Source organism: Terrisporobacter vanillatitrophus, assembly GCF_051148895.1.
GTDB lineage: Bacteria > Bacillota > Clostridia > Peptostreptococcales > Peptostreptococcaceae > Terrisporobacter > Terrisporobacter vanillatitrophus.
On the sequence record NZ_CP154625.1, the window covers coordinates 2,637,604 to 2,662,257 of the forward strand.

General features: G+C 26.9%; 26 protein-coding genes. 10 read left to right on the forward strand and 16 right to left on the reverse strand.

Going from position 1 to position 24,654, the window contains the following annotated elements:
- Entirely contained in the window at positions 1-567 is a 567-nt protein-coding gene (locus TVTCOM_RS13140) for a DJ-1 family glyoxalase III (RefSeq protein WP_434796724.1), read from the reverse strand.
- Positions 568-731: 164 nt separating this feature from the next.
- Between TVTCOM_RS13140 and TVTCOM_RS13145 the strand changes: the two genes are divergently transcribed.
- Positions 732-1,322, forward strand: coding sequence for a zinc dependent phospholipase C family protein (locus tag TVTCOM_RS13145; RefSeq protein WP_434796725.1), 591 nt, complete (start codon positions 732-734; stop codon positions 1,320-1,322).
- Positions 1,323-1,336: 14 nt separating this feature from the next.
- Here TVTCOM_RS13145 and TVTCOM_RS13150 read toward each other — a convergent pair whose 3' ends face one another.
- Entirely contained in the window at positions 1,337-2,119 is a 783-nt protein-coding gene (locus TVTCOM_RS13150; protein WP_434796726.1) for a Cof-type HAD-IIB family hydrolase, read from the reverse strand.
- Positions 2,120-2,134: 15 nt separating this feature from the next.
- A complete protein-coding gene (locus TVTCOM_RS13155) occupies positions 2,135-3,373 on the reverse strand; it encodes a competence/damage-inducible protein A (protein WP_434796727.1) in 1,239 nt (412 codons plus the stop codon).
- Between the two features lie 365 nt (positions 3,374-3,738).
- Here TVTCOM_RS13155 and TVTCOM_RS13160 point away from each other — a divergent pair, with 365 nt between their 5' ends.
- The 3 genes from TVTCOM_RS13160 to aspD all read left to right on the forward strand — a co-directional run bounded on the left by TVTCOM_RS13160 (position 3,739) and on the right by aspD (position 8,159).
- Positions 3,739-4,647 (forward strand): D-alanine--D-alanine ligase, encoded by a 909-nt coding sequence (locus tag TVTCOM_RS13160; protein WP_434796728.1) that lies wholly within the window; start codon positions 3,739-3,741, stop codon positions 4,645-4,647.
- 67 nt (positions 4,648-4,714) lie between these two features.
- A complete protein-coding gene (locus TVTCOM_RS13165) occupies positions 4,715-6,169 on the forward strand; it encodes a PLP-dependent aminotransferase family protein (RefSeq protein ID WP_434796729.1) in 1,455 nt (484 codons plus the stop codon).
- 361 nt (positions 6,170-6,530) lie between these two features.
- The gene (gene aspD / locus TVTCOM_RS13170; protein ID WP_434796730.1) at positions 6,531-8,159 is read left to right on the forward strand and encodes an aspartate 4-decarboxylase; all 1,629 of its coding nucleotides are present in this window, start codon (positions 6,531-6,533) and stop codon (positions 8,157-8,159) included.
- 26 nt (positions 8,160-8,185) lie between these two features.
- On the opposite strand, the gene TVTCOM_RS13175 is transcribed toward aspD, so the two are convergent.
- On the reverse strand, positions 8,186-8,965 hold the full coding sequence (locus TVTCOM_RS13175) for a sugar phosphate isomerase/epimerase family protein (protein WP_434796731.1): 780 nt from the start codon (positions 8,963-8,965) through the stop codon (positions 8,186-8,188).
- Between the two features lie 287 nt (positions 8,966-9,252).
- Between TVTCOM_RS13175 and TVTCOM_RS13180 the strand changes: the two genes are divergently transcribed.
- Positions 9,253-11,163: an ABC-F family ATP-binding cassette domain-containing protein gene (locus TVTCOM_RS13180; protein WP_434796732.1), complete on the forward strand. Its 1,911-nt coding sequence runs from the start codon at positions 9,253-9,255 to the stop codon at positions 11,161-11,163.
- 90 nt (positions 11,164-11,253) lie between these two features.
- The gene (locus tag TVTCOM_RS13185) at positions 11,254-11,988 is read left to right on the forward strand and encodes a glycerophosphodiester phosphodiesterase (protein ID WP_434796733.1); all 735 of its coding nucleotides are present in this window, start codon (positions 11,254-11,256) and stop codon (positions 11,986-11,988) included.
- Between the two features lie 185 nt (positions 11,989-12,173).
- Here the strand turns inward: TVTCOM_RS13185 and TVTCOM_RS13190 are convergent, their stop codons facing one another.
- The 3 genes from TVTCOM_RS13190 to TVTCOM_RS13200 form a co-directional block, all read right to left on the reverse strand.
- Entirely contained in the window at positions 12,174-12,425 is a 252-nt protein-coding gene (locus TVTCOM_RS13190; RefSeq protein ID WP_434796734.1) for a hypothetical protein, read from the reverse strand.
- 122 nt (positions 12,426-12,547) lie between these two features.
- A complete protein-coding gene (locus TVTCOM_RS13195; RefSeq protein WP_434796735.1) occupies positions 12,548-13,171 on the reverse strand; it encodes a DUF3867 family protein in 624 nt (207 codons plus the stop codon).
- Between the two features lie 178 nt (positions 13,172-13,349).
- On the reverse strand, positions 13,350-14,267 hold the full coding sequence (locus tag TVTCOM_RS13200; protein ID WP_434796736.1) for a S66 peptidase family protein: 918 nt from the start codon (positions 14,265-14,267) through the stop codon (positions 13,350-13,352).
- A gap of 197 nt (positions 14,268-14,464) precedes the next feature.
- Here TVTCOM_RS13200 and TVTCOM_RS13205 point away from each other — a divergent pair, with 197 nt between their 5' ends.
- Positions 14,465-14,827, forward strand: coding sequence for a YrvL family regulatory protein (locus TVTCOM_RS13205; protein ID WP_434796737.1), 363 nt, complete (start codon positions 14,465-14,467; stop codon positions 14,825-14,827).
- A gap of 28 nt (positions 14,828-14,855) precedes the next feature.
- Here the strand turns inward: TVTCOM_RS13205 and TVTCOM_RS13210 are convergent, their stop codons facing one another.
- The gene (locus TVTCOM_RS13210; protein ID WP_434796738.1) at positions 14,856-16,133 is read right to left on the reverse strand and encodes a Gfo/Idh/MocA family protein; all 1,278 of its coding nucleotides are present in this window, start codon (positions 16,131-16,133) and stop codon (positions 14,856-14,858) included.
- Positions 16,134-16,561: 428 nt separating this feature from the next.
- Between TVTCOM_RS13210 and TVTCOM_RS13215 the strand changes: the two genes are divergently transcribed.
- A complete protein-coding gene (locus TVTCOM_RS13215; protein ID WP_434796739.1) occupies positions 16,562-17,182 on the forward strand; it encodes a TrkA C-terminal domain-containing protein in 621 nt (206 codons plus the stop codon).
- Positions 17,183-17,249: 67 nt separating this feature from the next.
- Here TVTCOM_RS13215 and glpK read toward each other — a convergent pair whose 3' ends face one another.
- From glpK to TVTCOM_RS13240, 5 genes are all read right to left on the reverse strand, one after another.
- The gene (gene glpK / locus TVTCOM_RS13220; RefSeq protein ID WP_434796740.1) at positions 17,250-18,755 is read right to left on the reverse strand and encodes a glycerol kinase GlpK; all 1,506 of its coding nucleotides are present in this window, start codon (positions 18,753-18,755) and stop codon (positions 17,250-17,252) included.
- 205 nt (positions 18,756-18,960) lie between these two features.
- Positions 18,961-19,161, reverse strand: a complete 201-nt coding sequence (locus TVTCOM_RS13225; protein ID WP_018590168.1) for a cold-shock protein — start codon at positions 19,159-19,161, stop codon at positions 18,961-18,963.
- A 143-nt stretch (positions 19,162-19,304) separates the two neighbouring features.
- Positions 19,305-19,562 carry a DUF1294 domain-containing protein gene (locus TVTCOM_RS13230; RefSeq protein WP_434796741.1) on the reverse strand — a complete coding sequence of 86 codons (258 nt, stop codon included), beginning with the start codon at positions 19,560-19,562 and terminating at the stop codon, positions 19,305-19,307.
- Positions 19,563-19,572: 10 nt separating this feature from the next.
- Positions 19,573-20,112: a hypothetical protein gene (locus tag TVTCOM_RS13235; RefSeq protein WP_434796742.1), complete on the reverse strand. Its 540-nt coding sequence runs from the start codon at positions 20,110-20,112 to the stop codon at positions 19,573-19,575.
- Positions 20,113-20,126: 14 nt separating this feature from the next.
- Positions 20,127-20,936 (reverse strand): class I SAM-dependent methyltransferase, encoded by an 810-nt coding sequence (locus tag TVTCOM_RS13240; RefSeq protein WP_434796743.1) that lies wholly within the window; start codon positions 20,934-20,936, stop codon positions 20,127-20,129.
- 99 nt (positions 20,937-21,035) lie between these two features.
- Here TVTCOM_RS13240 and TVTCOM_RS13245 point away from each other — a divergent pair, with 99 nt between their 5' ends.
- Complete coding sequence (locus TVTCOM_RS13245) at positions 21,036-21,554, forward strand: superoxide dismutase family protein (protein ID WP_434796744.1); 519 nt, start codon at positions 21,036-21,038, stop codon at positions 21,552-21,554.
- A gap of 143 nt (positions 21,555-21,697) precedes the next feature.
- A complete protein-coding gene (locus TVTCOM_RS13250; protein WP_434796745.1) occupies positions 21,698-22,339 on the forward strand; it encodes a GyrI-like domain-containing protein in 642 nt (213 codons plus the stop codon).
- A gap of 60 nt (positions 22,340-22,399) precedes the next feature.
- Here the strand turns inward: TVTCOM_RS13250 and TVTCOM_RS13255 are convergent, their stop codons facing one another.
- The 3 genes from TVTCOM_RS13255 to TVTCOM_RS13265 all read right to left on the reverse strand — a co-directional run bounded on the left by TVTCOM_RS13255 (position 22,400) and on the right by TVTCOM_RS13265 (position 24,357).
- Positions 22,400-23,266, reverse strand: coding sequence for a CAP domain-containing protein (locus TVTCOM_RS13255; protein WP_434796746.1), 867 nt, complete (start codon positions 23,264-23,266; stop codon positions 22,400-22,402).
- Positions 23,267-23,497: 231 nt separating this feature from the next.
- Positions 23,498-23,755: a hypothetical protein gene (locus TVTCOM_RS13260; protein WP_434796747.1), complete on the reverse strand. Its 258-nt coding sequence runs from the start codon at positions 23,753-23,755 to the stop codon at positions 23,498-23,500.
- A gap of 149 nt (positions 23,756-23,904) precedes the next feature.
- Positions 23,905-24,357 carry a C-GCAxxG-C-C family (seleno)protein gene (locus tag TVTCOM_RS13265; RefSeq protein ID WP_434796748.1) on the reverse strand — a complete coding sequence of 151 codons (453 nt, stop codon included), beginning with the start codon at positions 24,355-24,357 and terminating at the stop codon, positions 23,905-23,907.
- Between the last annotated feature and the right edge of the window lie 297 nt (positions 24,358-24,654).

Consider the following 24,654-nt stretch of genomic DNA (forward strand, 5'->3'; position numbering starts at 1 on the left):
TTATTTAGCAAATTTATTATAAAAATTTACTAGCATTCCTTCCTTTATATCTTCCATTTCATTTATACATCCTAGCTCTTCTAATATTGTTAGAGCAAAAGTTAAGGCAGTTGCTGGTCCTCTACTAGTTATTATATTATCATCTATTACTACAGCCTCATCTTCTACATAATTAACCTTTTCTTTATCTTGTATAAAACCAGGGTAAGACGTACATTTTTTACCCTCAAGTACATTAAAGTATTCTAATGTTTCTGGTGCAGCACAAATTGCAGCAACGATTTTTTTATTTTTATTCATATTAGTAATTAATTCTTTTACACAGTTCGCTTTTAGATTTTCTGCTCCTGGTAACCCCCCAGGAAGTACCACAGCGTCATAATCATTGCTATCAATATCTTTAATATTACAATCAGATTGTACTACTATATTATGAGTTCCTTTCACATACTCATCTTTAATAGAACACATTTTGCAATCAATATTACCTCTTCTAAGTACATCAACTACTGAAAGTGCTTCTATCTCTTCAAATCCATCTGCTAATAAAACTAATACTTTTTTCATTTCTTCCTCTCCTTAATTCGTAGTAATAATTTTCAATTGGAATCATTATCATATTGAAATTTTTTTTCATTCTTGCTATTATTTAATAGATAGTTATTATGAGCAAAAATTTAGAAAATTCATATATATTGTTTAGCTATACACAAAACTTATGAGGTGAATCAATGTTAATAAACACACATTTTATTATATCTAAATCTGTATTAGATAAACTAGAATCAAATAAATCTTTCTTTTTAAGTGAAAAGAATTTTATTTATGGTAACATTAAACCAGATATTTCTTCAAAATATGTACTGAATAAGCATTATTTAGATGAGTCTCTATCTATGGTTCTTGAAAAAATAAAATATCTATGTCACTTAACTTTAGATTCTTTAAAAAAATATTTTTCCATAAGTAAGCTAAGTCAAGAGTTAGGTGTTATTTGTCATTTTTTATGCGACTTTTTCACTACTCCTCATAGCGAACGTTGGGAATTTACTCATAGCATGAATAAACATGTTATCTATGAAAAAGAGCTAGCTTCCTATGCTAAAGACATGGATTTTTCTAATTGTGATTTAAATTATAAAATTGATTATAATGTGGAAGAATTCTTTCATAGCTTATACAAAAAATATAAATCTTGTCAAATTAGCTATGAAACTGATTTAAAGTTTTCATCATATGTTTGTAGCATGATTGTAAATCATGTTCTTGACTCAATCTTGGCTAACACAGCAAATTCTTACACATTAGAAAATTGTGTATAAAATAAATAGGACTATTATTTAGTCCTATTTATTTTTTTAATTTTTTCTATTCCATCTCTAACGCTATTAACTATATAAGATGCACTTTCTTTAACATCTTTATTTGATTTATCCATTGCAAAACTATACTTTATATCTTTTAACATACATATATCATTAGGCGAATCTCCCATAGTTGCTATTTCATTCAAGTTTATATTATATTTTTCACAAATATGCTCTATTCCATGACGTTTAGATACGTGATTAGGAACTATATTCAGGGTATAAGGCCCCGATAAGTAAATATCACAAACTTCACTAAATTCACTTTTGTAATAATACTCCAATCTTTTAAGTTCATCCATATTATTTGATACTATACCTACATTTCCTACTAAGTTGTCAAACTTTTCTTTTTTAAACATTTGTTTATCTAAAATATAATCCTTAGTATAATTACTAAAAACTTCTTCTCCTCCACTCAAAATAATATCTCCATTATATTTTAAATAAAGATAAGCTAAATCTGATTCAAATCTATTTATAATTTTTCTCACCAAATAATCATCTATGGGCTCTTTAAATATTAAGTTTTTATTTTTATCAAAAATAAAAGAACCATTTTCACAAATAAAATATCCATTTAGCTGCATTTTTTCACTTAACATATTATATGCCTGTTTAAAAACTCTTCCTGTTGCCACATGGAATATTACACCTTCTTTTTCTATGTCCTCTATGGCTTTTATATCTTCATCACTAATTCCATTATTGTAAAGTGTTCCATCTAAGTCACAAAATATATGTCTTATCATTTTGCCTCCTAAAATCTATATCGTATTTAATAATTCTAATCTTAAGTCGTTCAACAAAGTTTTACACGCTCTGTATCTAATTTGTTGTCTATCTCCATTGAATATGTATTTTTTTACAATAGTTTTATTATTTATTTTAATGCCCATATATACAAGTCCTACAGGTTTTTCATCACTGCCACCTTCTGGACCTGCTATGCCTGTTGTAGATAATCCAATATTTGTATTATGTCTTGCAGCAACTCCTTCTGCCATTTCTCTTGCACACTGCTCACTAACTGCACCTACAGAGTTCAGCGTTTCCTCTCTTACATTTAAACTCTTCATTTTTGCTTCATTGGAATAAGTTACGCAACCTTCCATAAATACTGAAGATATACCAGGATAATTTATTAGAGAAGAAGATACCATTCCTCCTGTACAAGATTCTGCTACTGATATAGTCAAGTTATTTTTTACTAGAAATTTTGCAACTTCATCTTCTATTGTAGTTTCGTCTTCCCCATATACAGTTTCCTTAAATCTATTTTTAATTTCTTTAGCTACTGGTAAAATTAATTTTTCTACTTCTTCAACAGTTTTCCCCTTTGCTGTTATTCTTACAGTGCACTCTCCATCCTTTGCATAAGTTGCTATAGTAGGATTTATTTGCTTTTGAATCAAATCTAGTAAATCATTTTCCACCTTTGCTTCTCCCACACCAATAATTCTGATAACTTTTGACTTAAGTATGTCTTCACTATTTTTTTGTAAAAATGGTTTGACAAAGTTATCAAACATAGGTTTCATTTCTCTTGGAGGTCCTGGCATTACAATTATAGTTTTATTATCTTTTTCCATAATACATCCTGGTGCTGTACCATGTTCATTCGGTAGTATAATAGAATTTACTGGAAAATAAGCCTGCTTTTTATTATTTTCAGTTGGTATTCTTTTCATTTTATTATGTATTTCTATAATTTTATCCCATGAAGGCTGGTGAAATTCCATTTCTAGGTCAAAATATTTAGCACAGACTTCTTTTGTAAGATCGTCTTCTGTTGGACCCAGCCCTCCAGTTAATACTACTAAGTCACTTCTTTTAAAACTTTCTTCCAACTGGTTTAGCAACCTATTTTCATTATCTCCTACAGTTATTTGATAATATACATCAACTCCCATATTTGCCAATTCATTAGATAAATAATGAGTATTTGTGTTTAGGATATCTCCTAAAAGTATTTCAGTACCTACAGTAATAATTTCTGCTTTCATTAATATCACCTTCTTAATTATTATTTAAACTACAATATCTCTTTAGTAAATAAGATAAAGTATAGCTTACTATATATAAAAGCACAATAATAGCTAATTATTATATATTTATACTTATATTAATGATAATAGCACTATTTTCCCTTGCCATAAACCACCATATTTAAAAATTTAATAACCTGTGGTACTTTCATATTTAACTACTTAAGCATATAATTGTTACTATAAAAAATAAATATGCTACTAAAATAATTTTATTGGAAATCATTTGCTTGGTTAAATCCTAATATTAGTGGCAAAAAATAAATTAATTGAAATTAATCTTGTGCTGTTTGTACACGAGATATATTAAGGAGTTGTTAATTATGAAGAAAAAAGTGGCTGTTTTAATGGGTGGAATTTCTACAGAAAGAGAAGTTTCTTTAAATTCAGGGAGATCTGTTCTTAATGCTTTAGATAGAGATAAATATGAAGTACATGAAATAATTTTAAACAATAAAATGGATGTTATAAATAAAATGCCAGAAGGTATTGAGTTTGCATTCTTAATGTTACATGGTAAGTACGGTGAAGATGGTACTATACAAGCAATATTAGAATCTATGGATATTCCTTATTCTGGATGTGGACCTTTAACTTCTGCCATGTGTATGGACAAAAACATTACTAAAAAAATGTTAAGAGATTCTGGTGTTCCAACTGCAGATTGGACTATAGCAAAATCAATAGATGATATAGACTATGACAAAATAGAAGAAATGGGATATCCAGTTTTTATAAAACCAAATAGTGGTGGTTCTTCTGTTGCTACTTTCAAAGTTGAAAGAAAAGAAGATGTTGAGGCTGCTGTAAAAGCTGGTTTAGAAGTTGATACTGTAGTAATGATAGAACAATATCTACCAGGTGATGAATACACTTCTTTCGTTTTAGATGGTGAAATTTATCCAACGATAAAAATATCAAGTACTACAGGTTTCTTTGACTATGAAGCAAAATATTCAACGGGTGCTAACGCAGCAAAAGAAGAAATAGTCTATCTAGACGATGAATTGCAAGAACAAATTGATAAGGCGTCTAAAACAGTTTGGGATATATTCTACTGTAGAGCTTATGTAAGAGTAGATTTCATATTATCAAATGGAAAATTCTATGTTCTTGAACTAAACACCCTTCCAGGAATGACAACTACAAGTTTAATCCCAAGAAGTGCTAATGCTAAAGGCTTATCTTATAGCCAGCTAGTAGACAAAATAATGGAGACATCAATAAAATAATAACCTAGACTAAAATAAGTTTATTTAATATAATTACTTTATATAAATAAAGCTTAGAGGTGATAATTTGTTATTCTCCGATTTAACAATTAATGAAAATGAACCAATATATATTCAGATAAAAAAGTATTTGGAAGAAATGATTTCTAAAGGACTTCTTCCTCACAATTCTAAGCTTCCTTCCACAAGGGAGCTTAGTTTGCTTTTAAATGTAAGTAGAAACTCTATTGTATCAGCTTATGAAGAGTTAAAGTCTGATGGTACTATTTATTCTATTTCTGGAAAAGGAACTTTTGTGAATAGCGATAATAGTATCAGTAATAGTAATTGGGATATAAATTACAAAAACTTTGAAAATGATTATATGAAAACTGCCAACAACATGGATATTATAAAAAGTGAAATACGATGGAAATCTGGTCAAATTTCTTTTAAAAGTATATCTCCTGATGGCGATTTATTTGATATGGAAGAATTAAAAAAATCTTTTTTAAATAGATTTAATTTGGAAGGTCACAAGTTACTAAACTATGGTTATGCCCAGGGATATAAGCCATTAATAGACTATTTACATAGATATATGAACAAAAAAGGTGTAAACACAACAAATAAAGATATTCTCATAGTCAATGGTTTTACAGAAGGATTAAACCTTATAATCTCAACACTAACTAATAAAGGTGATTATATATTTTGTGAAAACCCTACGCATAATACCTCTATTAAAATAATGAAATCCTATGGACTTAATATTATTCCCATAAATATGGACTCAAATGGTCTTGATTTTAAAGACTTAGATATGAAGTTGAAAAAATATAAAAATAAAATAAAATTTTCTTATATTACTCCTTCTTATCATAATCCTACTGGTATGGTTATGTCTCCAGAAAATAGATACAAATTTTACAATTTAATGAAAAAAAATAATATACCAATTATTGAAGATGGATTCAACGAAGAACTTCTCTATTCTTCTTCCCATATATTCCCTATTTGTTCTTTAGATAACAATAACAATGGTGTAATTTATATTGGCAGTTTTTCTAAAATATTATTTCCTGGACTTCGAATAGGATGGATTTTATGTGATAAAAATCTTATAGATAGATTAGGAAGTGTAAAAAGATGCACTACTATACATGTTTCTTTCTTGGATCAAGGTATATTATATGATTATTTACAAAATGGAGCTTTCGAAAAATATATAAAAAAGACTAGAAAGTTTTATGGGGATAAATTTAACTTTGCCAAACTCTGTGTTGAAAAATACATAGAATGTGACTATATATTAGGCGATGGAGGGCTTCATTTGTTTTTAGTTTTTAAAAATTTAAATACTCGAAAACTTCTTAATGAATGCTATAAAAAAGATGTAATCTTTATGCCTGGTGATTTATTTTATATTGATAATAAAGGTGAAAATACCCTTAGATTAGGTTTGTCTCGATTATCTGATGAAGATATAGAAAAGGGAATTAAAATTATAGGTGAAACTATAAAAGAATTAGACTATAAATAAATTATAATTTCATTACATACGAAAAATGCGTAAAGTTCACAACTTACGCATTTTTTATATATAATTTTTTTACATAAGATCCCTAATAATAAAAAACACATTATAAAATTCAATTCATAATAATAGTATTATTTTATTTTTACTCATTCTAATAAACAGATTGCTACTTTATAATAAGTTTGTATTTTTTAATATATCTTTTTATATTAAATACTTTCAAGTAATACACCTTATATGTTATAATTATATTAGATATTTAGCTTTACTTATTAAACTCAACCTGAGATAAGTAAATTTCAAATATTAATGACATAATATAAATGACAAAATTTATTATGAATATATAGGGAGGAATCTTTTAATGACGGGTGTAAATCTTAATAGACAAGAATTAGAAAATATATATGGCCAAATAAGTCCTTTTGAGTTCAAAAATAAACTTATAGAACTTGCTACCATATCAAATAGGAAAAGTACTAGAACTTTACTTGATGCTGGTCGTGGAAATCCAAACTGGGTTGCTGCCACACCTAGAGAAGCATTTTTTACTTTTGGTCATTTTGCCGTAACAGAAAGTAGACACTCTTGGGATAATGGTGATTTAACTGGAATACCTAAAAAAACAGGAGTATACAATCGTTTTTGTAAATTCATTGAAGAAAATGCTTATATGCCAGGCATAAATACTTTGAAAGAAATTATAGATTATGGTATCAATGATTTAGAATTTGATGCTGACCATTTTTTACAAGAATTAACTGATGCAATAATTGGAGATAACTATCCTTTTCCTGACAGAATGCTTGTTCATATAGAAAAAATAGTTAAAGAATATCTAAAAGCAGAAATGAAATATGACTTAGAAAAAGGTGGCGACTTTAATGTGTTTGCTGTGGAAGGTGCCACTGCTGCCATGTGTTATATATTTGATTCATTAATAGCAAATAACCTACTTCTTAAAGGAGATAAAATTGCCATAATGACTCCAGTATTTACACCTTACTTAGAAATTCCTCATCTTCCAAGATACGAGTTTGAAGTTGTATATATAAACTCTGATGAAGTTGATGAAAAAGGTGAGCATACTTGGCAATGTTCACAAAAAGAATTAGAAAAATTAGCAGATTCAGATATAAAAGCATTGTTTGTAGTTAATCCAAGTAATCCACCTTCAGTAGCCATATGTGATAAATCCATATCAAAAATAGTAGATATAGTTAATAATCATAATCCTAATTTAATTATTATTTCTGATGATGTATATGGTACTTTTGTTCCAGGGTTTAGATCCCTAATGGCAGACTTACCATACAATACCATAGGAACTTACTCTTATTCAAAATACTTTGGTGTAACAGGTTGGAGACTTGGTACTATTGCTTTACATGAAGAAAATGTATTTGATAAATTAATAAAAGAATTACCTTATTCTATAAGAAAGAGAACAAATAAAAGATACTCTGATATGAATCCAATACCAGAAGATGTACCTTTTATAGATAGAATAGTTGCTGACAGTAGACAAGTAGCTCTAAACCATACTGCTGGTCTTTCTACTCCTCAGCAAGTTCAAATGGCCTTCTTCTCTGCTTTTACTCTTATAGATAGAAATAATGAATACAAGAAAAAGACTATGGATATATGTATTAGACGTAAGCAATTGCTATTTAATTCTTTAGGTTTAGAATTAAATAATGATCCAAATGATGCTTGCTATTATACTCAATTTGATTTATTACAATGGGCTGAAAAAAATCACGGTTTAGAATTTGCAAAATATTTGAAAGCAAACTTCGAACCTGTAGATATATTATTTGATTTAGCCCAAGACTCATCAATTGTTTTACTTGGTGGTGGTGGGTTTGCTGGACCTGAATGGTCTATAAGAATTTCACTTGCTAACCTATATGATGAAGCATATGCTACTATTGGTATAGCTTTAAGAAGAATACTTGATGACTATGTAACTAAGTGGGAAAAAACTTTATAAGTTTATAGGTAGCTAGATATAGCTACCTATTTTTGTATATTTAATTTTACAAAGCCTTCTTTTACTAATATATCCAAAGATTCTTTCAACTGTTCTAAATCTGTAATCTCCAGAGATACGGTTATATCATTGTTTATATCATTTAGTTTCTTAAGTATACTTATTACATTCATACTTCCTTTATCTATTCCGTAATGACTATCTTTATCTTTATAATTATTATGTAAATGTATATGATTTAATTTATAAGAAAGAGCATTTATCCATTCTTCCACACTTATTTTAGAATAAGCATTTATATGACCTATATCTATACAAATAGAAAAATTATCTTTATTTATTTTCTTCATTAAATCATCCAAAAGCTCATAATCTTCATCTAGTACATTTTCTATAACTATTTCCTTATTATTTTTTCCCTTTAAAAACTCAATCCAAAAATCACACGCATTCCTTTTCCATTCTACATATGTATAAGTCCTTGGTGTATATCCATTATGATAAAGAATTTTCTTTGCTCCTAAATTATTTGCCACCTCATATGCTTGATCCATTCTAGATTTTGTTATCCTTTTTATTTCGCTATCACGACTTGCCGGACATAAATCTGCATATGGGCCATGAATTATTAAATCAACATTTTTATATAAATCTTTTAGCTCTTTTATATATATATGTATAATCTCATATCTATTATCTAATATATAAGGATTAGCAAACTGTACAACTTCCAAACCTACATCATATTTTCTTAGTATTGGTAAAATTTTTTCTGTTTCTACTAACTGAGATACATAAAATCTCATCTTATCACCCCTAATTTTTATATCTTGTATAATTCTATTCTTCAATCCTAATACTATAAATTTTATATATCTTTTCAATAAACATCAAACTTTCATTTATAAAAATTTTAACTTTGCAAAATAACTAGTCTATGAATATGTATTTGAGTTATAATAAGTTTATATTTTGACTAATAATTATAAAAACATAAATAAGATTTAAAATATTATTGCTATATTTAAAAATCATTGTTTTTTATAATTTTATCTATAAATATAATAAATGATAATATGCAAAGGTGATAGAAATGAATTTAATAAGCTTAGAAAATATAAGTAAAAACTACTCAGAAAAAACATTATTAAATAATATTTCTCTAGGTATAAATGAAGGAGAAAAAATAGGACTTATCGGTGTTAATGGTACCGGTAAATCTACTTTATTAAAAATAATAGCTGGTAGTGAAGAAAGTGAAACTGGAACTATAATCAAGGCTAACAAAGTTAGAATTGAATATCTTCCACAAAATCCATACTACGATGAAGAAGCAACTGTTCTTGAACAAGTGTTTAAAGGTACTTCTCCTGAAATGAAATTAATAGGTCAGTACCAAGATATATTAGAAAAAATAAATCATACTTATGATGAACAATTGAATAATACACTACTTTCTCTTCAAAACAAAATGGATGATTTAAATCTATGGGATTTGGAAAGTGATGCAAAAACCGTACTTATGAAATTAGGAATAAAAGACTTTAATCAAAAAGTCAAAGAATTATCTGGTGGACAAAGAAAAAGAGTTTCTCTTGCTTCTGCTTTAATTACTCCTTGTGAGTTGTTAATACTAGACGAACCTACTAACCACTTAGATAACGATACAATCGACTGGTTAGAAGAATATTTAAATAAATTTAAAGGTTCATTAATTATGATAACTCACGATAGATATTTCTTAGATAGAGTTACTAATAGAATAATAGAATTACATAAAGGTAAGCTATTTAGCTATGAAGGCAACTACTCTGTTTTCTTAGAAAAAAAAGCTGAAAGACTTGATTTAGAACAATCATCAGAACTTAAACGTCAAAATCTACTTAGAAAAGAACTTGCTTGGGTTAGACGTGGCGCACAGGCCCGTAGTACTAAACAAAAAGCAAGGCTACAAAGATTTGATGAACTTGTTAATGCAGATAAAGATGTAATTGATGAAAAGTTAGATATCTCTGTAGGATCTTCAAGACTTGGAAACAAAATTATAGAAATTCATAATATATCTAAAACTTTTGATGATAAAAAAGTAATAGATAATTTAGAATACACTTTAGCTAGACATGACAGAATAGGTATTATAGGGAAAAATGGTTTAGGTAAATCTACTTTAATTAACATACTTGACGGTAAAATCAAACCAGACAGTGGTGAAATTGAAGTAGGTGAAACAGTTAAAATAGGTTGTTTCTCTCAAGATGACTCACATATGCATCCTGATATGAGAGCCATCGATTATATAAAAGAAGAAAGTGACTACATTACAACTGCTGATGGAAGTAAAATTACTGCTTCTCAAATGTGTGAAAAATTCTTATTTGATGGAACTATGCAGTATACTTATATTAGAAATTTATCTGGCGGAGAAAGAAGAAGATTGCATCTTCTTAGAATTTTAATGTCTGCACCTAATGTTCTTTTACTAGATGAGCCTACAAATGACTTAGATATAGAAACTTTAAATCGTCTTGAGGACTACTTAGATGAATTCAAAGGTGTAGTTATAACTGTATCCCATGATAGATACTTCCTTGATAGAATTTGTAATAAAATATTCGCCTATGAAGGTAGGGGTAAAATTCATATATATACAGGAAATTACAGTGATTATCTAGTATATAGAGAAAATGAAAAAATAGAATTTGAGGAATTTGCTCAAAGTATCCCAAAAGAAGAAAAACTTAAGAAAGAAAAACCCAAAAACGATAAAAAACTTAAATTCTCTTTTAATGAACAAAGAGAGTTTGACACTATTGATGATGATATTGCTAAATTAGAAGAAAAAATAGAAAAACTTGAAGGAGATACAAGTAAGTTTGCAACAAACTTTACAAAACTTCAAGAACTAATGAATGAAAAAGAAAAGTTAGAAAAAGAATTAGAACATAAGTATGAAAGATGGGAATATTTAAACAATCTAGCAGAAGAAATAGCTAATCAGAAATAAAATCTCCATCCTTCATAAAGCCAACGCTTAAGTCTTTACTTTGTGGCAGGCTTATCCCGTTGCTTATAATTTAGTTTGGAGGTTTAAATAATGAAAATAATCGCCCATAGAGGACTAAGCGGATTTTACCCAGAAAATACCATGCTAGCCTTTAAGAAATGTCTTAACTTAAACATATATGGCATTGAACTGGATGTTCAAAAAACAAAAGACAATCATCTTGTAGTTATACACGATGAAAAAGTTGACAGAACATTTAATGGTACCGGTTATGTTAAAGATATGACTTTAAGAGAACTTCAATCTTTAAATTCTAATTTTAAAAATTATGAAAATAACAAAGACTGCAAAATACCTACTCTAAAAGAGGTTCTTATATTATTTAAACCGACAAACTTTATAATAAACATAGAACTAAAAAATAATAAAATAAAATATAAAAACTTAGAAGAAAATGTGATTAACTTAGTAAAGGACTTAAAAATGGAAAGACGGGTAATTATATCTTCTTTTAGGATGAAAAGCCTTCATAAAGTAAAAGCTCTTTGCCCTAAAATATCAAGGTCTTATTTGATAAGTGAAAAATTTTATAAATACAGACTTAAAAGTATGATATTTTCAAAAGCTATAAAAAACAAATGTACTTATATAAGTGCTAATTATTATATTACAGATAAAGAATTCATTAAAAAAAGCCACAGAAGAGATTTACAAATTCTTTGTTATACAATAAATACGGTTGAACAATATGAAAAACTATTAAAACTTAATGTAGATGGCATATTTACAGATTTTCCTAATATCCTCTCTTCAATCAACAAATAAGCTCACGTACTTTTATGAAGTTTAACCCAAGTTTTTAATAAATACAAAATGTATAAATACATATATTTGCAAAGTATTGATAAATAACTTTGAAAATTTATTTGAGATTAATATTAATGACTATAAACTAAATAAAAAAGGTGCTATTTCAAAAAGAAATAACACCTTTTTATTATAATTGCAAATTATACTACTATATTGTTTGTAAGTGTCATACCTAACAATACAAAGCCAAGAAAAATATTTATAATTCCTAATGTACAATCTTCTGTTTCAGTGTTCACCAATATTTCTGTGAATCCTGTGTAAAATAATCCCGTTATACACAAGCATGAAATAATTAAAATCGTTGGTATCCCTAAAATATAAATTTGATTAATACCTAAAAATAGTGCTAAAAATAATAATAAAGTTTCCTGTACTACAGTTAATATCATTTTCTATTCCTCCATTCCCCCTTTATACCCCTATTGTATTTCACTTCTTTCAAAAAATCCATAAGATTTAAAATTTTCTGTAAATACATTTCATAAAAAATACACTTCTGATGAAGTGTATTTTAATAATCATATTCTTTACAGTTTTCACAAATAGTTATTTTTAATTTTTTATTATAAATACTTTTGTATGATAATAATAATTCGTTCAGTTGAGCGTCTACCAAATTTATGGAACCTTCACTAATTAAAGTTACTTTTTCTTTTTCAATAATAATTTTCATATCATTTACTTCACTCTTAAAAAAAGTTATTATTAGCTCCTTACTTTCTAAGTCTTTATTGTATTTTTTATAAAAATCAGAATTTTTATCTATATCATTATCTATTTTTTCTTTTATTTCATTTATTGTACTTTGTGTATTATTTGTAGGATTAAATTTATTTAAATCATCAAAGCTTAAGTTATTAGGATTTAACCCAAGATTTCTTATTTGCTGGTCTAGTTCTGTTGGATCTACCCCATATCTTTCCATTAATTTATTTTGCATCTTCAAAAACTTTTCTTGAGATATATTATTTTCTCTCATATATTCATATATTTTAGATGTAAATTGAGACATAGTCATACTTCCATCTGCCACAGAGAAATATAAATCATACATATAATTTTCAAATTTATCTACATCACTGTCTTTCACTTTATTTTTTAATTCATTAAAATCAATTATTCTATCATCAGACATGTTAATTCCTCCTGCCAAAATTGTACTTAATATGAATTATACCACACTTATTTAAATATACATAATATAAAAAGAAATGTGGTGATTATTTTGTCATTTCGTCTCTTTCTTATTTTTGCTATTTTATTAATATCGGTTACACCTCAAAATAGATCATCTTAAGGGTAGTTTACTATCCTTAATTCATGCTTTTTATTATTTTTATTTCATTTTCATTACAGTTAAGATAACAATTCATATTTAAAGGTATAGTAACCATAGGTATACAGTGACCAGATTTCAAATTACATATAGTTGGTTTTTTATTTTTTATAGCAATTTCTCTAAGTATATTTAAAATTACTTCGTCATTTTCAAATGCTTTTTTGCAATTTGTAAATTCTCCAAATATTATTCCATTACAATCATTAAATTTCCCCGCCATTTGAATATGATTTAACATTTTATCAACTTTATAAGTATACTCTCCTATTTCTTCAATAAATATTATTTTATTCTTAGTGCTTATTTCATATTCAGTTCCTAGCGTTGAAACAATAACAGATAAATTTCCTCCAGTTATTATACCCTCACAACGACCTTTATATAAAGAAATCAATTTTTCATTAGGTGGATTTTCAATTATTAATTCTTCTTTGAAATTTAAAGCTTTTATCAATGAATCATAAGTAAAATTATCCCATTTTTTTATGCTTGCTGCCATAATTCCATGATAGGTTACTAAGTTAGATAGCTGATTTATAGCTATATGAAGAGCTGTAACATCAGAAAAACCTATAAATATTTTAGGATTATCTCTAATTATAGTAAAATCTATTAAATCAAGAATCCTAGCGCATCCATATCCTCCCCTAACACAAATAATAGCGTCTATATCCTTATCTAAAAACATTCGCTCTAAATCTAGCGCTCTATCTTTATCTTTACCACTTAAATATCCTTTGTATGATAGATAACAACTCTTTCCTATTTTGACTTGATAACCCAATCTATTTAATTCATATTTTATTTCTTCTATTTTTATATTTCTTAAAGGTCCTGCTGGTGCAATTAGCCCTATTGTATCTCCTTTTTTCAAAGGCTTTGGATACCTCATATTATCCCCCATTCCATAACATTTTACTTATTTATTAGCATTTTATACGAATTCCAATCGTAAATATTACTATAAGTAAATTTATAAATATTTATAGTTATATATTATTAAAATCTTTCTAGGAGTTGATTAATATAAAAAAAGAAAAAATAATATTAAAATTTACCATGTTTTCTTTTATTCTCTATATGGTTACTATGTTAATTTTTGAGATAATTATATACACAATAGCTGGAATAGGTTTTTTGTCTTTTTTAGGATTTACATATGATTCATATATAAGTGTTATAATCTTTCTAATAATTTGCTATATTATGCTTATACCTGCTGATTATTATACTTCTATTTTAATTGGTTTATTTAAAGCTAAAAGCAATATTTCTAGGTTTCAACAAAGGGCCATAGATTTTATTTTATATACTTCTTTTTCTTGTTTAGTCGTTGGAATTGTGGATTTTTTTATAGAAGGAATAAGTATAAGTCCTGCTAATCAAATTCTCTTTGTTTTACTTTATTATCTACTCGAAATATATTCTGATGTTTTACTTTTAAATAAATAAAAAAAGTCTATCAAAAGATAGACTTTTTTTATTTATTTAAAAGTATTAATTTTTCAATTTCATTAGTCATTTCACAAGATTGGATCCAAAACTCATCTATATCTACCACTGTTTCGCTTACATTTGCAAACTCACATGCAAATCCTGTAACGTGGCTATTTATTGTTGAAAGAACACTAGATTTTAAATTATCAAGATTTCTATTTCCTATTTCATTTATAAAATCTTTTATTAGCTGTTCTTCACCATTATCTTTATCAAATTTTATTACTACTTCTTTCTCATTTGTAAATTTTTTAATAGTAATAGTGTTATCTTGCAAGTCTGCATAAATTTCTCCATGAGTAAACATAAGTGTCATGTTTCTATTTTCTTCCTTAGTAAATGCACTAATATTAAGTGTAGCTGTAATATTATTTTTAAATTTAAGTATACTTATTAAATTATCAGAAACATTATTATCACAAGAATATACACATTGCCCATATTGTCCTTCTTTTAATATATCCTTTAAATTTTCCTTAGTTGGATTTATATGTACTGCCTTGCTCATTTCTTCATTATTTAAATAAATTCTTTGAGCGCAATAAGGGCATTCTTCATCTTTGCTACATCTTATACATAATTCACTCATATTCATTTGTAGATTTTTTCTTGTAAAGTGATTAAGTTGGCCAAAAGAAGAAATCTTTTCACATTGTGAATTTGTTAAGAATTCAAGTATATCTAAATCATAACAGCTATTTGTTAAAATAAGTGGAGCTGTATCACTATCCAGTCTCCAATTTCCTCTTACAAAATTATGTACGAATTTTTCGTACCCTATATAAGAATTATAATTAATATTAATTAAGCTTCCCATCTCTTTACTTGCTATTATTTCTTTAAGCTTCAAGAATAAATTTGAATATCTATAAGGCATTACAACCATAAAAACTCTATCTTTGTTATTTTCACATACATCTTTTAAATGAACTAATTTATCTAAGTTATTAGCCACAGGGCCTTCCACTAAAACATCATAGCCTTTTTCTAAAGCAGCCGCAGCTATATAAAAATGCGTATTATCATTACTACACACTATAACTGCATCTGCTATTTTTTCTTTTTGAAAAAAATCATTTATATCTTCAAAGACTTTATCCTCAGACAAATTAAACATTTCTTTAAATTTTTGTCTTCTTCCTATTTTACTTTCTACAACTGCTACAACTTCACACATATCATTATTATTTTTTATAAATTCACCATAAGTATATCTACCTCTTACACCTGCTCCAATTATAGCTAATTTAACTTTATTCATTTAACAATCCCCTTTATTAGAAAAATAAATTACCTCTATAAATAATTATAATATACATTTTTCATATTTAGATTATTTTCTTAACTAATCTTGTCTTTTGTTATATAAAAAAATATATATAACTGTAGCAAAGATTATAAAGTTACCTACAACACTAAGGCTAGCAAATACTCCTGATGATATTAAATAAATAAATTGCATATCTAACATTGACTCATAGACCATAAGAAACCTTTGTAAAGCTGTAATTAATGAGAATGTAGAAAAGAAAAATACAATAGTCAACTTTTTATACCCATTTCATGACATTTATATTTATATATATTCATATTTTTTATGATAGCATATTGCATATTTCTAAATTATATATACAATATTAATAGTGATATTATTTTATATTTTACAATTTTAAAGTAGAAGGTGAATAAATGAAAGAAAAATATACCATTCCTATATATCAAAAAATAGCATTAGATTTAGCAAATAAGATACATACTGGGGACGTAAAAGAAGGTAGTACTCTTTATGGTCGTTCTATACTTGCTGGAAAATATAATGTTTCTCCAGAGACAATAAGAAGGGCAATAAAGCTATTAGAAGATATCGACATAGTTGAAAGTATAAAAGGTAAGGGTGTAATAGTATTATCTTCAAATAATGCATTATCTTTTATAAAAAAATATGAAGATATTACAAATATATCTTCTTATAAAAGTAACTTATATAGATTACTTGAAGATAAATCAAGAATTGATAACGATATAATTCTTACATTAAATAAAATATTAGATTATTCTGATAGATTAGAAGTTATTAATCCGCTAGTCCCAATACAATTTACTGTAGAAGCTCACTGTAAATTTATTGGAAAGACAGCAGCCGAAACTAAATTTTGGCAAAATACTGGTGCTACCATTGTTGCAATAAAAAGAGGAGATGAATTAATTATTTCTCCAGGACCTTATATAGTATTTATGGAAAAAGATATCTTATTAGTTGTTGGCGATAGATATATTTACAACTCAGTGCCAACTTTCTTATACGATTAATTTTTAACTTGGAAATTTACTATTCATAAAGGCATATGAAGTTTGCAATCTTCATTATGCCTTCTTATTATTCTTCGTCTTCTCTAGCCCAATCAAGCGCTCTAGATACAGACTTTTTCCATCCTTTGTATAGTTTTTTTCTTTTCTCCTCTTCCATAATTGGTGTAAAATGCTTATCTAACTTACAATTATTTTTTATACTACTAAGATCATCATAAAAACCTACTGCTAATCCTGCTAAGTATGCTGCACCAAGAGCCGTTGTCTCTACAATTTTAGGTCTATTTATATTTACATTTAAAATATCTGATTGAAACTGCATTAAGAAATTATTTTTACTAGCACCACCATCAACTCTTAAGTCTTTTAATAATATTTTAGAGTCTTCTTCCATGGCAGAAAGCATATCCTTAGTTTGATAAGCTATAGATTCTAAAGTTGCTCTAATTATATGCTCTTTTTTAGCCCCTCTACTAAGGCCAAGTATAGTTCCCCTTGCATACATATCCCAATAAGGCGCACCAAGACCTGTAAAAGCTGGTACCACATATACACCATTTGTATCCTTTACTTTATTTGCATAATCCTCACTATCAGAAGCATTCTTTAACATACGAAGTTCATCTCTAAGCCATTGAATAGATGCACCACCCATAAATATACTTCCTTCTAAGGCATAAGTTACACTCCCTTCTATACCCCATGCAATTGTAGTTAATAATCCATTTTTTGATTTAACTAATTTGTTTCCTGTATTCATTAATAAGAAGCATCCTGTTCCATAAGTATTTTTAGCACTACCTTCTTCAAAACAAGTTTGTCCAAATAATGCTGCTTGTTGATCTCCTGCACAACCTGCAATAGGTACTTCTTCTCCTAGTATTTTCATATCTGTATTACCATATATGTAACTAGATGGTCTAACTTCAGGAAGCATACTTAATGGAATATCAAGCTCTTTTAGTATATCTCCATCCCATTTTAATTCATTTATGTTAAACATCATAGTTCTAGAAGCATTGGAGTAATCTGTAACATGAACTTTTTTATTTGTTAACTTCCATATTATCCAAGTATCTACTGTTCCAAATAAAAGATCTCCTCTTTCAGCTTTTTGTCTAGCATCTTTTACATTGTCTAATATCCATTTAACTTTTGTTGCAGAAAAATATGCATCTATTATAAGACCAGTCTTGTCTCTTATAACCTGTTCTAAATTTTTTTCCTTCAATTCATCACAAATCTTTGAGGTTCTTCTACATTGCCATACAATAGCGTTATAAATCGGTTTTCCTGTATTTTTATCCCATACTATTGTAGTTTCTCTTTGATTTGTTATTCCTATGGCAGCTATTTCTTTTGGATCTATTGATGCAGTTTCTATCGCTTCCCTCATAACACCACTTTGACATCCCCAAATTTCCATAGGATCATGTTCTACCCATCCTGACTGTGGGAATATTTGACTAAACTCCTTTTGAGATACAGATACTATCTCACCTTGTTTATTAAAAATTACCGCTCTAGAACTTGTTGTTCCTTGATCAAGGGCAATTACATATTTTTTTTTCATTAATCTACCTCCCATTTTAAAAATGAAGTATTATATTAAAATCATACTATCTTTCTATATATTTTCATAATTACTTTGCAAAAATTTTTCCATTTCCATATTGTTATTTATTAATATTTATTTTAATTAATTTAAATAATATACCTCTATTTTTCCATTAAAAAAAGATCCCCGCAGGGATCTTAAAAGCATTCTGACAAATATATTATAATATAGTTATGTTAGCTGCTTGAAGACCTTTAGCACCTTCAACTATATCAAAGCTTACTTTTTGACCTTCTTCTAATGATTTGAATCCATCACCTTGTATAGCTGTGAAATGAGCGAATACATCATCTCCACCTTCTACAGATATAAATCCGAATCCTTTTTCGTTGTTAAACCATTTTACTGTTCCGTTATTCATTTTGGAATCTCCTATAAACCTACATCAAGCTTTTCTTGACTTACTGTGTATTTCTACAATATTTATTATAACATTATATTTTCAAAATAGCTACCTTTTTATTTTTGTAATTTTGATTTTTCGTATCTAATTTATATAACAATTTATAGTATTTTCATTATATTGTATATCATTATTATATTAGATATTAGCAATAATGGAACACCATATACAAATTTATTGTGTTTAGTCTTGTGATGAAACTTGTACATTCCTATTAGCAGCCCTAGACTTCCTCCTATAATGCATATAAAAAACAAGTTCTTTTCTGGTATTCTGTAAGCATTATTTATAGCTTTTTTCTTGTCTATATTCATTATAAAAAATCCAATTAAATTTATTATTATTAAGTAATATATCAATTTACTTCTCCTAACTAACTTCCTCAATTTTTATACTTTTTACTATGCTATCTATTATACTGGCGTTGTTATTATAATTCCCTATATTTGTTTCTAAATGTAGGAGAAAATCCCATTGTTCTGTGGAAATTAATATATCTTCATTGAAAACTTCTTTGCCATCTATTTTAGTCTTATATGTGGCTTTAAGAGCTGGATAAGATAAATTCATACTCATTTCATCATTTATACTTTTATTATTATGTTTCAAGTCAAATATATCCTTATTCTCTATGTATACTGGGAAATCTGAATATTCTTTATGCTTCATTCTTTCTAAAGTAAATTTAATATCTTCATATTTGTAACTTTGTTTGTAATATCCATCATCTTTATTTTTTTCATCTATAAATTCACTTTCTGTAAAGTACTTACTATCACTTATAATTATTAAATTTACAGATGGCGTACTTTTACCTTCTTCAACCACTTCTTCCTTACTTTCTTTGTTATTACATCCTACACTAAATAATAAACATAGTGATATAATTAAAATACTTAATCTTTTCAATTTAATTCCTCCTTCTACTCTACACTCCATATAAGAGTAGCTATAGTAGAATTTATCTCTTCTTCTATATACCCATTATGGCTTATATCATTTAAAAATTGTTTTATTTTATTTTCCTCATCCTCATTAATTTTTTTAATAGTCTTTATTTTTTTTATATAGGTACTAAAGGCTTTTTGTAAAGGTTCCTTATAAAACCAAGTTTTTTCTTCATAATTAATTTTGGGCATATAACCTTGTAAAAATAACATATTTAGAGCATATAAAAAATTTAAATTTTTTTCATCTCCTCCAATATCAAAAATTTCGCCTAGTTTATCATAAACAGAGTCTTTTCTTTTTATATTACTCCTTAGTATACAGTACTTTTTACTAGCTTCATTCATTTTTTCAAGGGTAGATGCACTCTGTATAGCAGGTGTCATAGATGCAAAAACTAAATCAAATTTTTTATATAAATTTGATTCTTTCATATTAAGTTCATGCCAATCATCACAAATAAAAGAAGCATTATTAATATTAAGCTTTCTTTTATTCTCATTAGAATAATCTATCATTTTTGGTGATAAATCCATTCCATATATATGGTTGCATTCTTTAGATAACGCAAGAGTATATTTTCCTCCTCCACAGCCTACATCTAGTACTTTAAAATCATCTTTTATTAAATTTTCATCTTTTAAAAGTTTTATAAATTTATCATTTTTCATAGTTGGAATTATATAATTTCCAAAATGATCTGCCTTTTCATCCCATAAGTTTATGTTAGCTTCTTTATCCTGATATTTTAATCTCCACTTCAATTTTATTTCATTTATATCCATTTATTGCCCTCCCTAATATTTTACCTATTTATATTGTAACAATTTATTTTCAAAAATCATAAAATACTTTATATAATTTTAAGTATAAGGGGGTTAAATATGGAGTTTCCAATAATAAATAATGAGATGACTAAAGTTTTTTCATCTTATCGACCTAACTACCCTACGGCTTTAGCAAAAATTCAAGGTAATGAAAATAATCCATCCTTAAGAGGGGAAGTGCTTTTTTATCAATTAGATAAAGGTGTATATATTAAAGCATATATTATAGGAATACCTAATACTAATTCCAAGGGTGAACCTACAAAATTTCACGGTTTCCATATACATGAAGTAGGAGATTGTACTCTTGGAACATCTGAAAATCCTTTCCCATCTACAGGGGATCATTTTAATCCAGGTAATAATAAGCATCCTTTTCATGCTGGTGATTTGCCACCAATTTTATCTGCTAATGGCGTTGGTATTTTGTCTGTTTTTACAAATAATTTTCGTGTAATAGACATCTTAGAAGGGTCTATTGTTCTTCATGAAGATCGCGATGATTTTACATCTCAACCATCTGGTATATCTGGGAATAAAATTGCTTGCGGTAAAATATTACCTTATCATTATTAAATAATTTTTAGAGTATTATTAAATAGTTTTAATGATACTCTTTTATTTTTATAAACTTGACAATAATAAGTAATCTAACTATTATTTACTTAGTAGATTTTATTATTTATCTAATTTTTTTAAGTAATACATAAGGAGGACTTATGATTGAAAAGTATGATTTTAAAAAAGAGTATAAAAACTTGTATTCATCAAGACAAAAACCAATATTAATAAATGTTCCACCTTTAAATTATATTATGATAGATGGTAGAGGAAAACCAACAGGAGAAAACTACCAAAATGCTATGCAAATTTTATACTCTATTACTTATACTATTAAAATGAGTAAAAAAGGAGGTAAGCATATTAATGGCTATTATGAGTATGTAATTCCTCCTTTAGAAGGTTTGTGGTATTTAGAGAATGATAAGCTTGACTTTAATGTAAGCAAAGACAAATGGCTATGGACTTCTATGATTGCCCAACCCAACTTTGTAAATGAGGATATTTTTAATTGGGCTTTAGATGAGTGTAGAAATAAAAAACCTAATTTAGATTTTTCAAAAGCTAGATTTGAAATTTTTAATGAAGGACTTTGTGTGCAGTCTATGCATATTGGCTCTTATGATGAGGAACTAAGAACTATTACCAAAATCGAGAAATACATGGAAGAAAACAATTTAGTAAATGTTACAAGTAATATTAGAAAACATCACGAAATTTATTTATCAGATCCTCGAAGAACTTCATCTGAAAAATTAAGAACCATTCTTAGATTTCCTGTAGAAAAAACTTCATTTTAAAAAAAGGGCTGTGTTATAACAATATTTAATTGTTTATTACACAACCCTTTTAATTATTTATTATTTACCTATAAACATTTGTGTCCAATATAAAGTCCCATTTGAACTTTTGGCTACTCCCACACCTATGTCTGTAAAGTTTGAATTTAATATATTTTCTCTATGTCCTTGAGAATTCATCCAAGCATTTACAACTTCAGCTGGAGTTTTTTGCCCCATAGCTATATTTTCTCCTGCTGTTCTATAGCTTATATTAAATTGCTTCATCATATCAAATGGTGAACCATAAGTTGGTGAAGTATGGCTAAAGTAATTTTTATTTATCATATCTTGTGATTTTAATGTTGCCACATTAGATAATTGAGTATTGAAAGATAATTCACTTAAACCTCTTTTACTTCTTTCCACGTTTACAAGTCTAGTTACTTCTTTTTGGAAACTTGAGAAAGATTCTGTTGTACTTTGATTATTGTTCGATGTACTATTGTCAGTACTTGGCTTTTCAGCTACATTATCCTTTGTGTTATTATTGTTTCCTGTATTAGTGTTGTTATTACTTTGATTATTATTGTTTTCTGTATTAGTATTGTTTTTACTTTGATTATTATTATTTTCTGTATTAGTATTAGTATTGTTATTACTTTGACTATTATTGTTTCCTGTATTAGTGTTGTTATTACTTTGACTATTATTGTTTCCTGTATTAGCATTGTTTTTTTCTGTTGAAGAATCTTTTTCTTGTGATGGTTTATTATTTAGTCCTAAAGGTATCTTATAATTTTTGCCATTTATATTAAGGTATATTGCTCCTTTTGTTTTATAATCATCAATTGCTTTTTTACATAGAGCACTTGATGATACTATACTAGACCCTGCCATTACAGTAATTAATCCAGCTGTCAATAATGTTTTAAATTTTTTATTCATACTAGCCACCGTCCTATTTTCTAATTTTGTAACTTTTTTGTAACCTTATGTGTACAGGTTACCCCTGTGATTAGTATTCTAACATCTTTTCATTAGATTTTTAACTGTTATTTAATGTAAATTTATTATTTTTCCCTTAAAATCGTTGAAATATGCATACTTATTAATAAAAAAATACAACATAATTTTCATTATGTTGTAACTTTTCAAATTTATTTTGTAACATTTTTGTTAATTATCAAAATCTATGTGATATGTTTGTCCATTTGCTTTTATATCTAAATAAGATAAATTAAATTGTTCTTCCATTACATCTATTTTGTACTCATATATTACATCATCTTCTTTTTTACTCATAAATATGTAACTGCCTTCTTCTTTATCTTCTATTTCATCACATATTTCATCATAAATTGCCTCTCCACTTATTTGCCCTTTATATCCTGATGCATATATTTTATCTTCTATCATTTTATATAACTCTTCCATTTGATGACACTCCTTAATAATAATTTTTTATTATAATTATATATTATACACAAATAGAAAATAATTAAAATATTTTCTTTATTTTCTATTTTATAAATCAATAACCATTATTAAGGCTTTATAAAAAATAACTATAATTCAAATTATTATTAATATTCAATTTTTAATTCATCTGCTATTATTTTTGCGGTGTCCTTAGCAACTTCACCAATAATATTACAGCATTTATTCAATTTTTCTTCACTTTCTGGTTCTAACCCCTTAGTAATTTCCTTACAACATGTAGAATTATTTTTTTCTATAAATACGTCGTAAATATTTTTACTTAGTTCTTTTGCTTTTTTTATCCTTGGGTCATTTCCTTCACTTCTTCCAAATAATAAACCTATTGATATATTGGCTGCTGATAATGTACCACAAATGCATCCACATCCTCCTATGCCTCCAGAAAACCCCGAAGCAACTCTAACTATACTATCATCTACGTTCATATCAAAATTACTCACTATTGCTTTTAATACTGATTCTGAACATGATAAATTTTCATTTTTAAAGTAGTTTTGCGCCTCTTCTCCAATTAGATTTAAATCAAATTTTTTCATAACAAATCCCCCTTATTTTTTCATAATAAATTTACATTAAATTCGAATTGCTTATTTATAATTAATGTAAAGATAATCTTAGTGATATGGATTTTAATATCCTTGATGATGATGAAAAATTTTTCACCATCATCTCCCCTTATTTTCTACATCCATAAAATATCTATATATAGTTAATATTATCATAGTTATATTAATTAGATTTCAAATTTTTTTCCATTCAATAAAATTATTATTATTTTAAAAAATCTTTTCCTATCTCATTTATTTTCTTTTTATACTTTTTATGTTAAAATA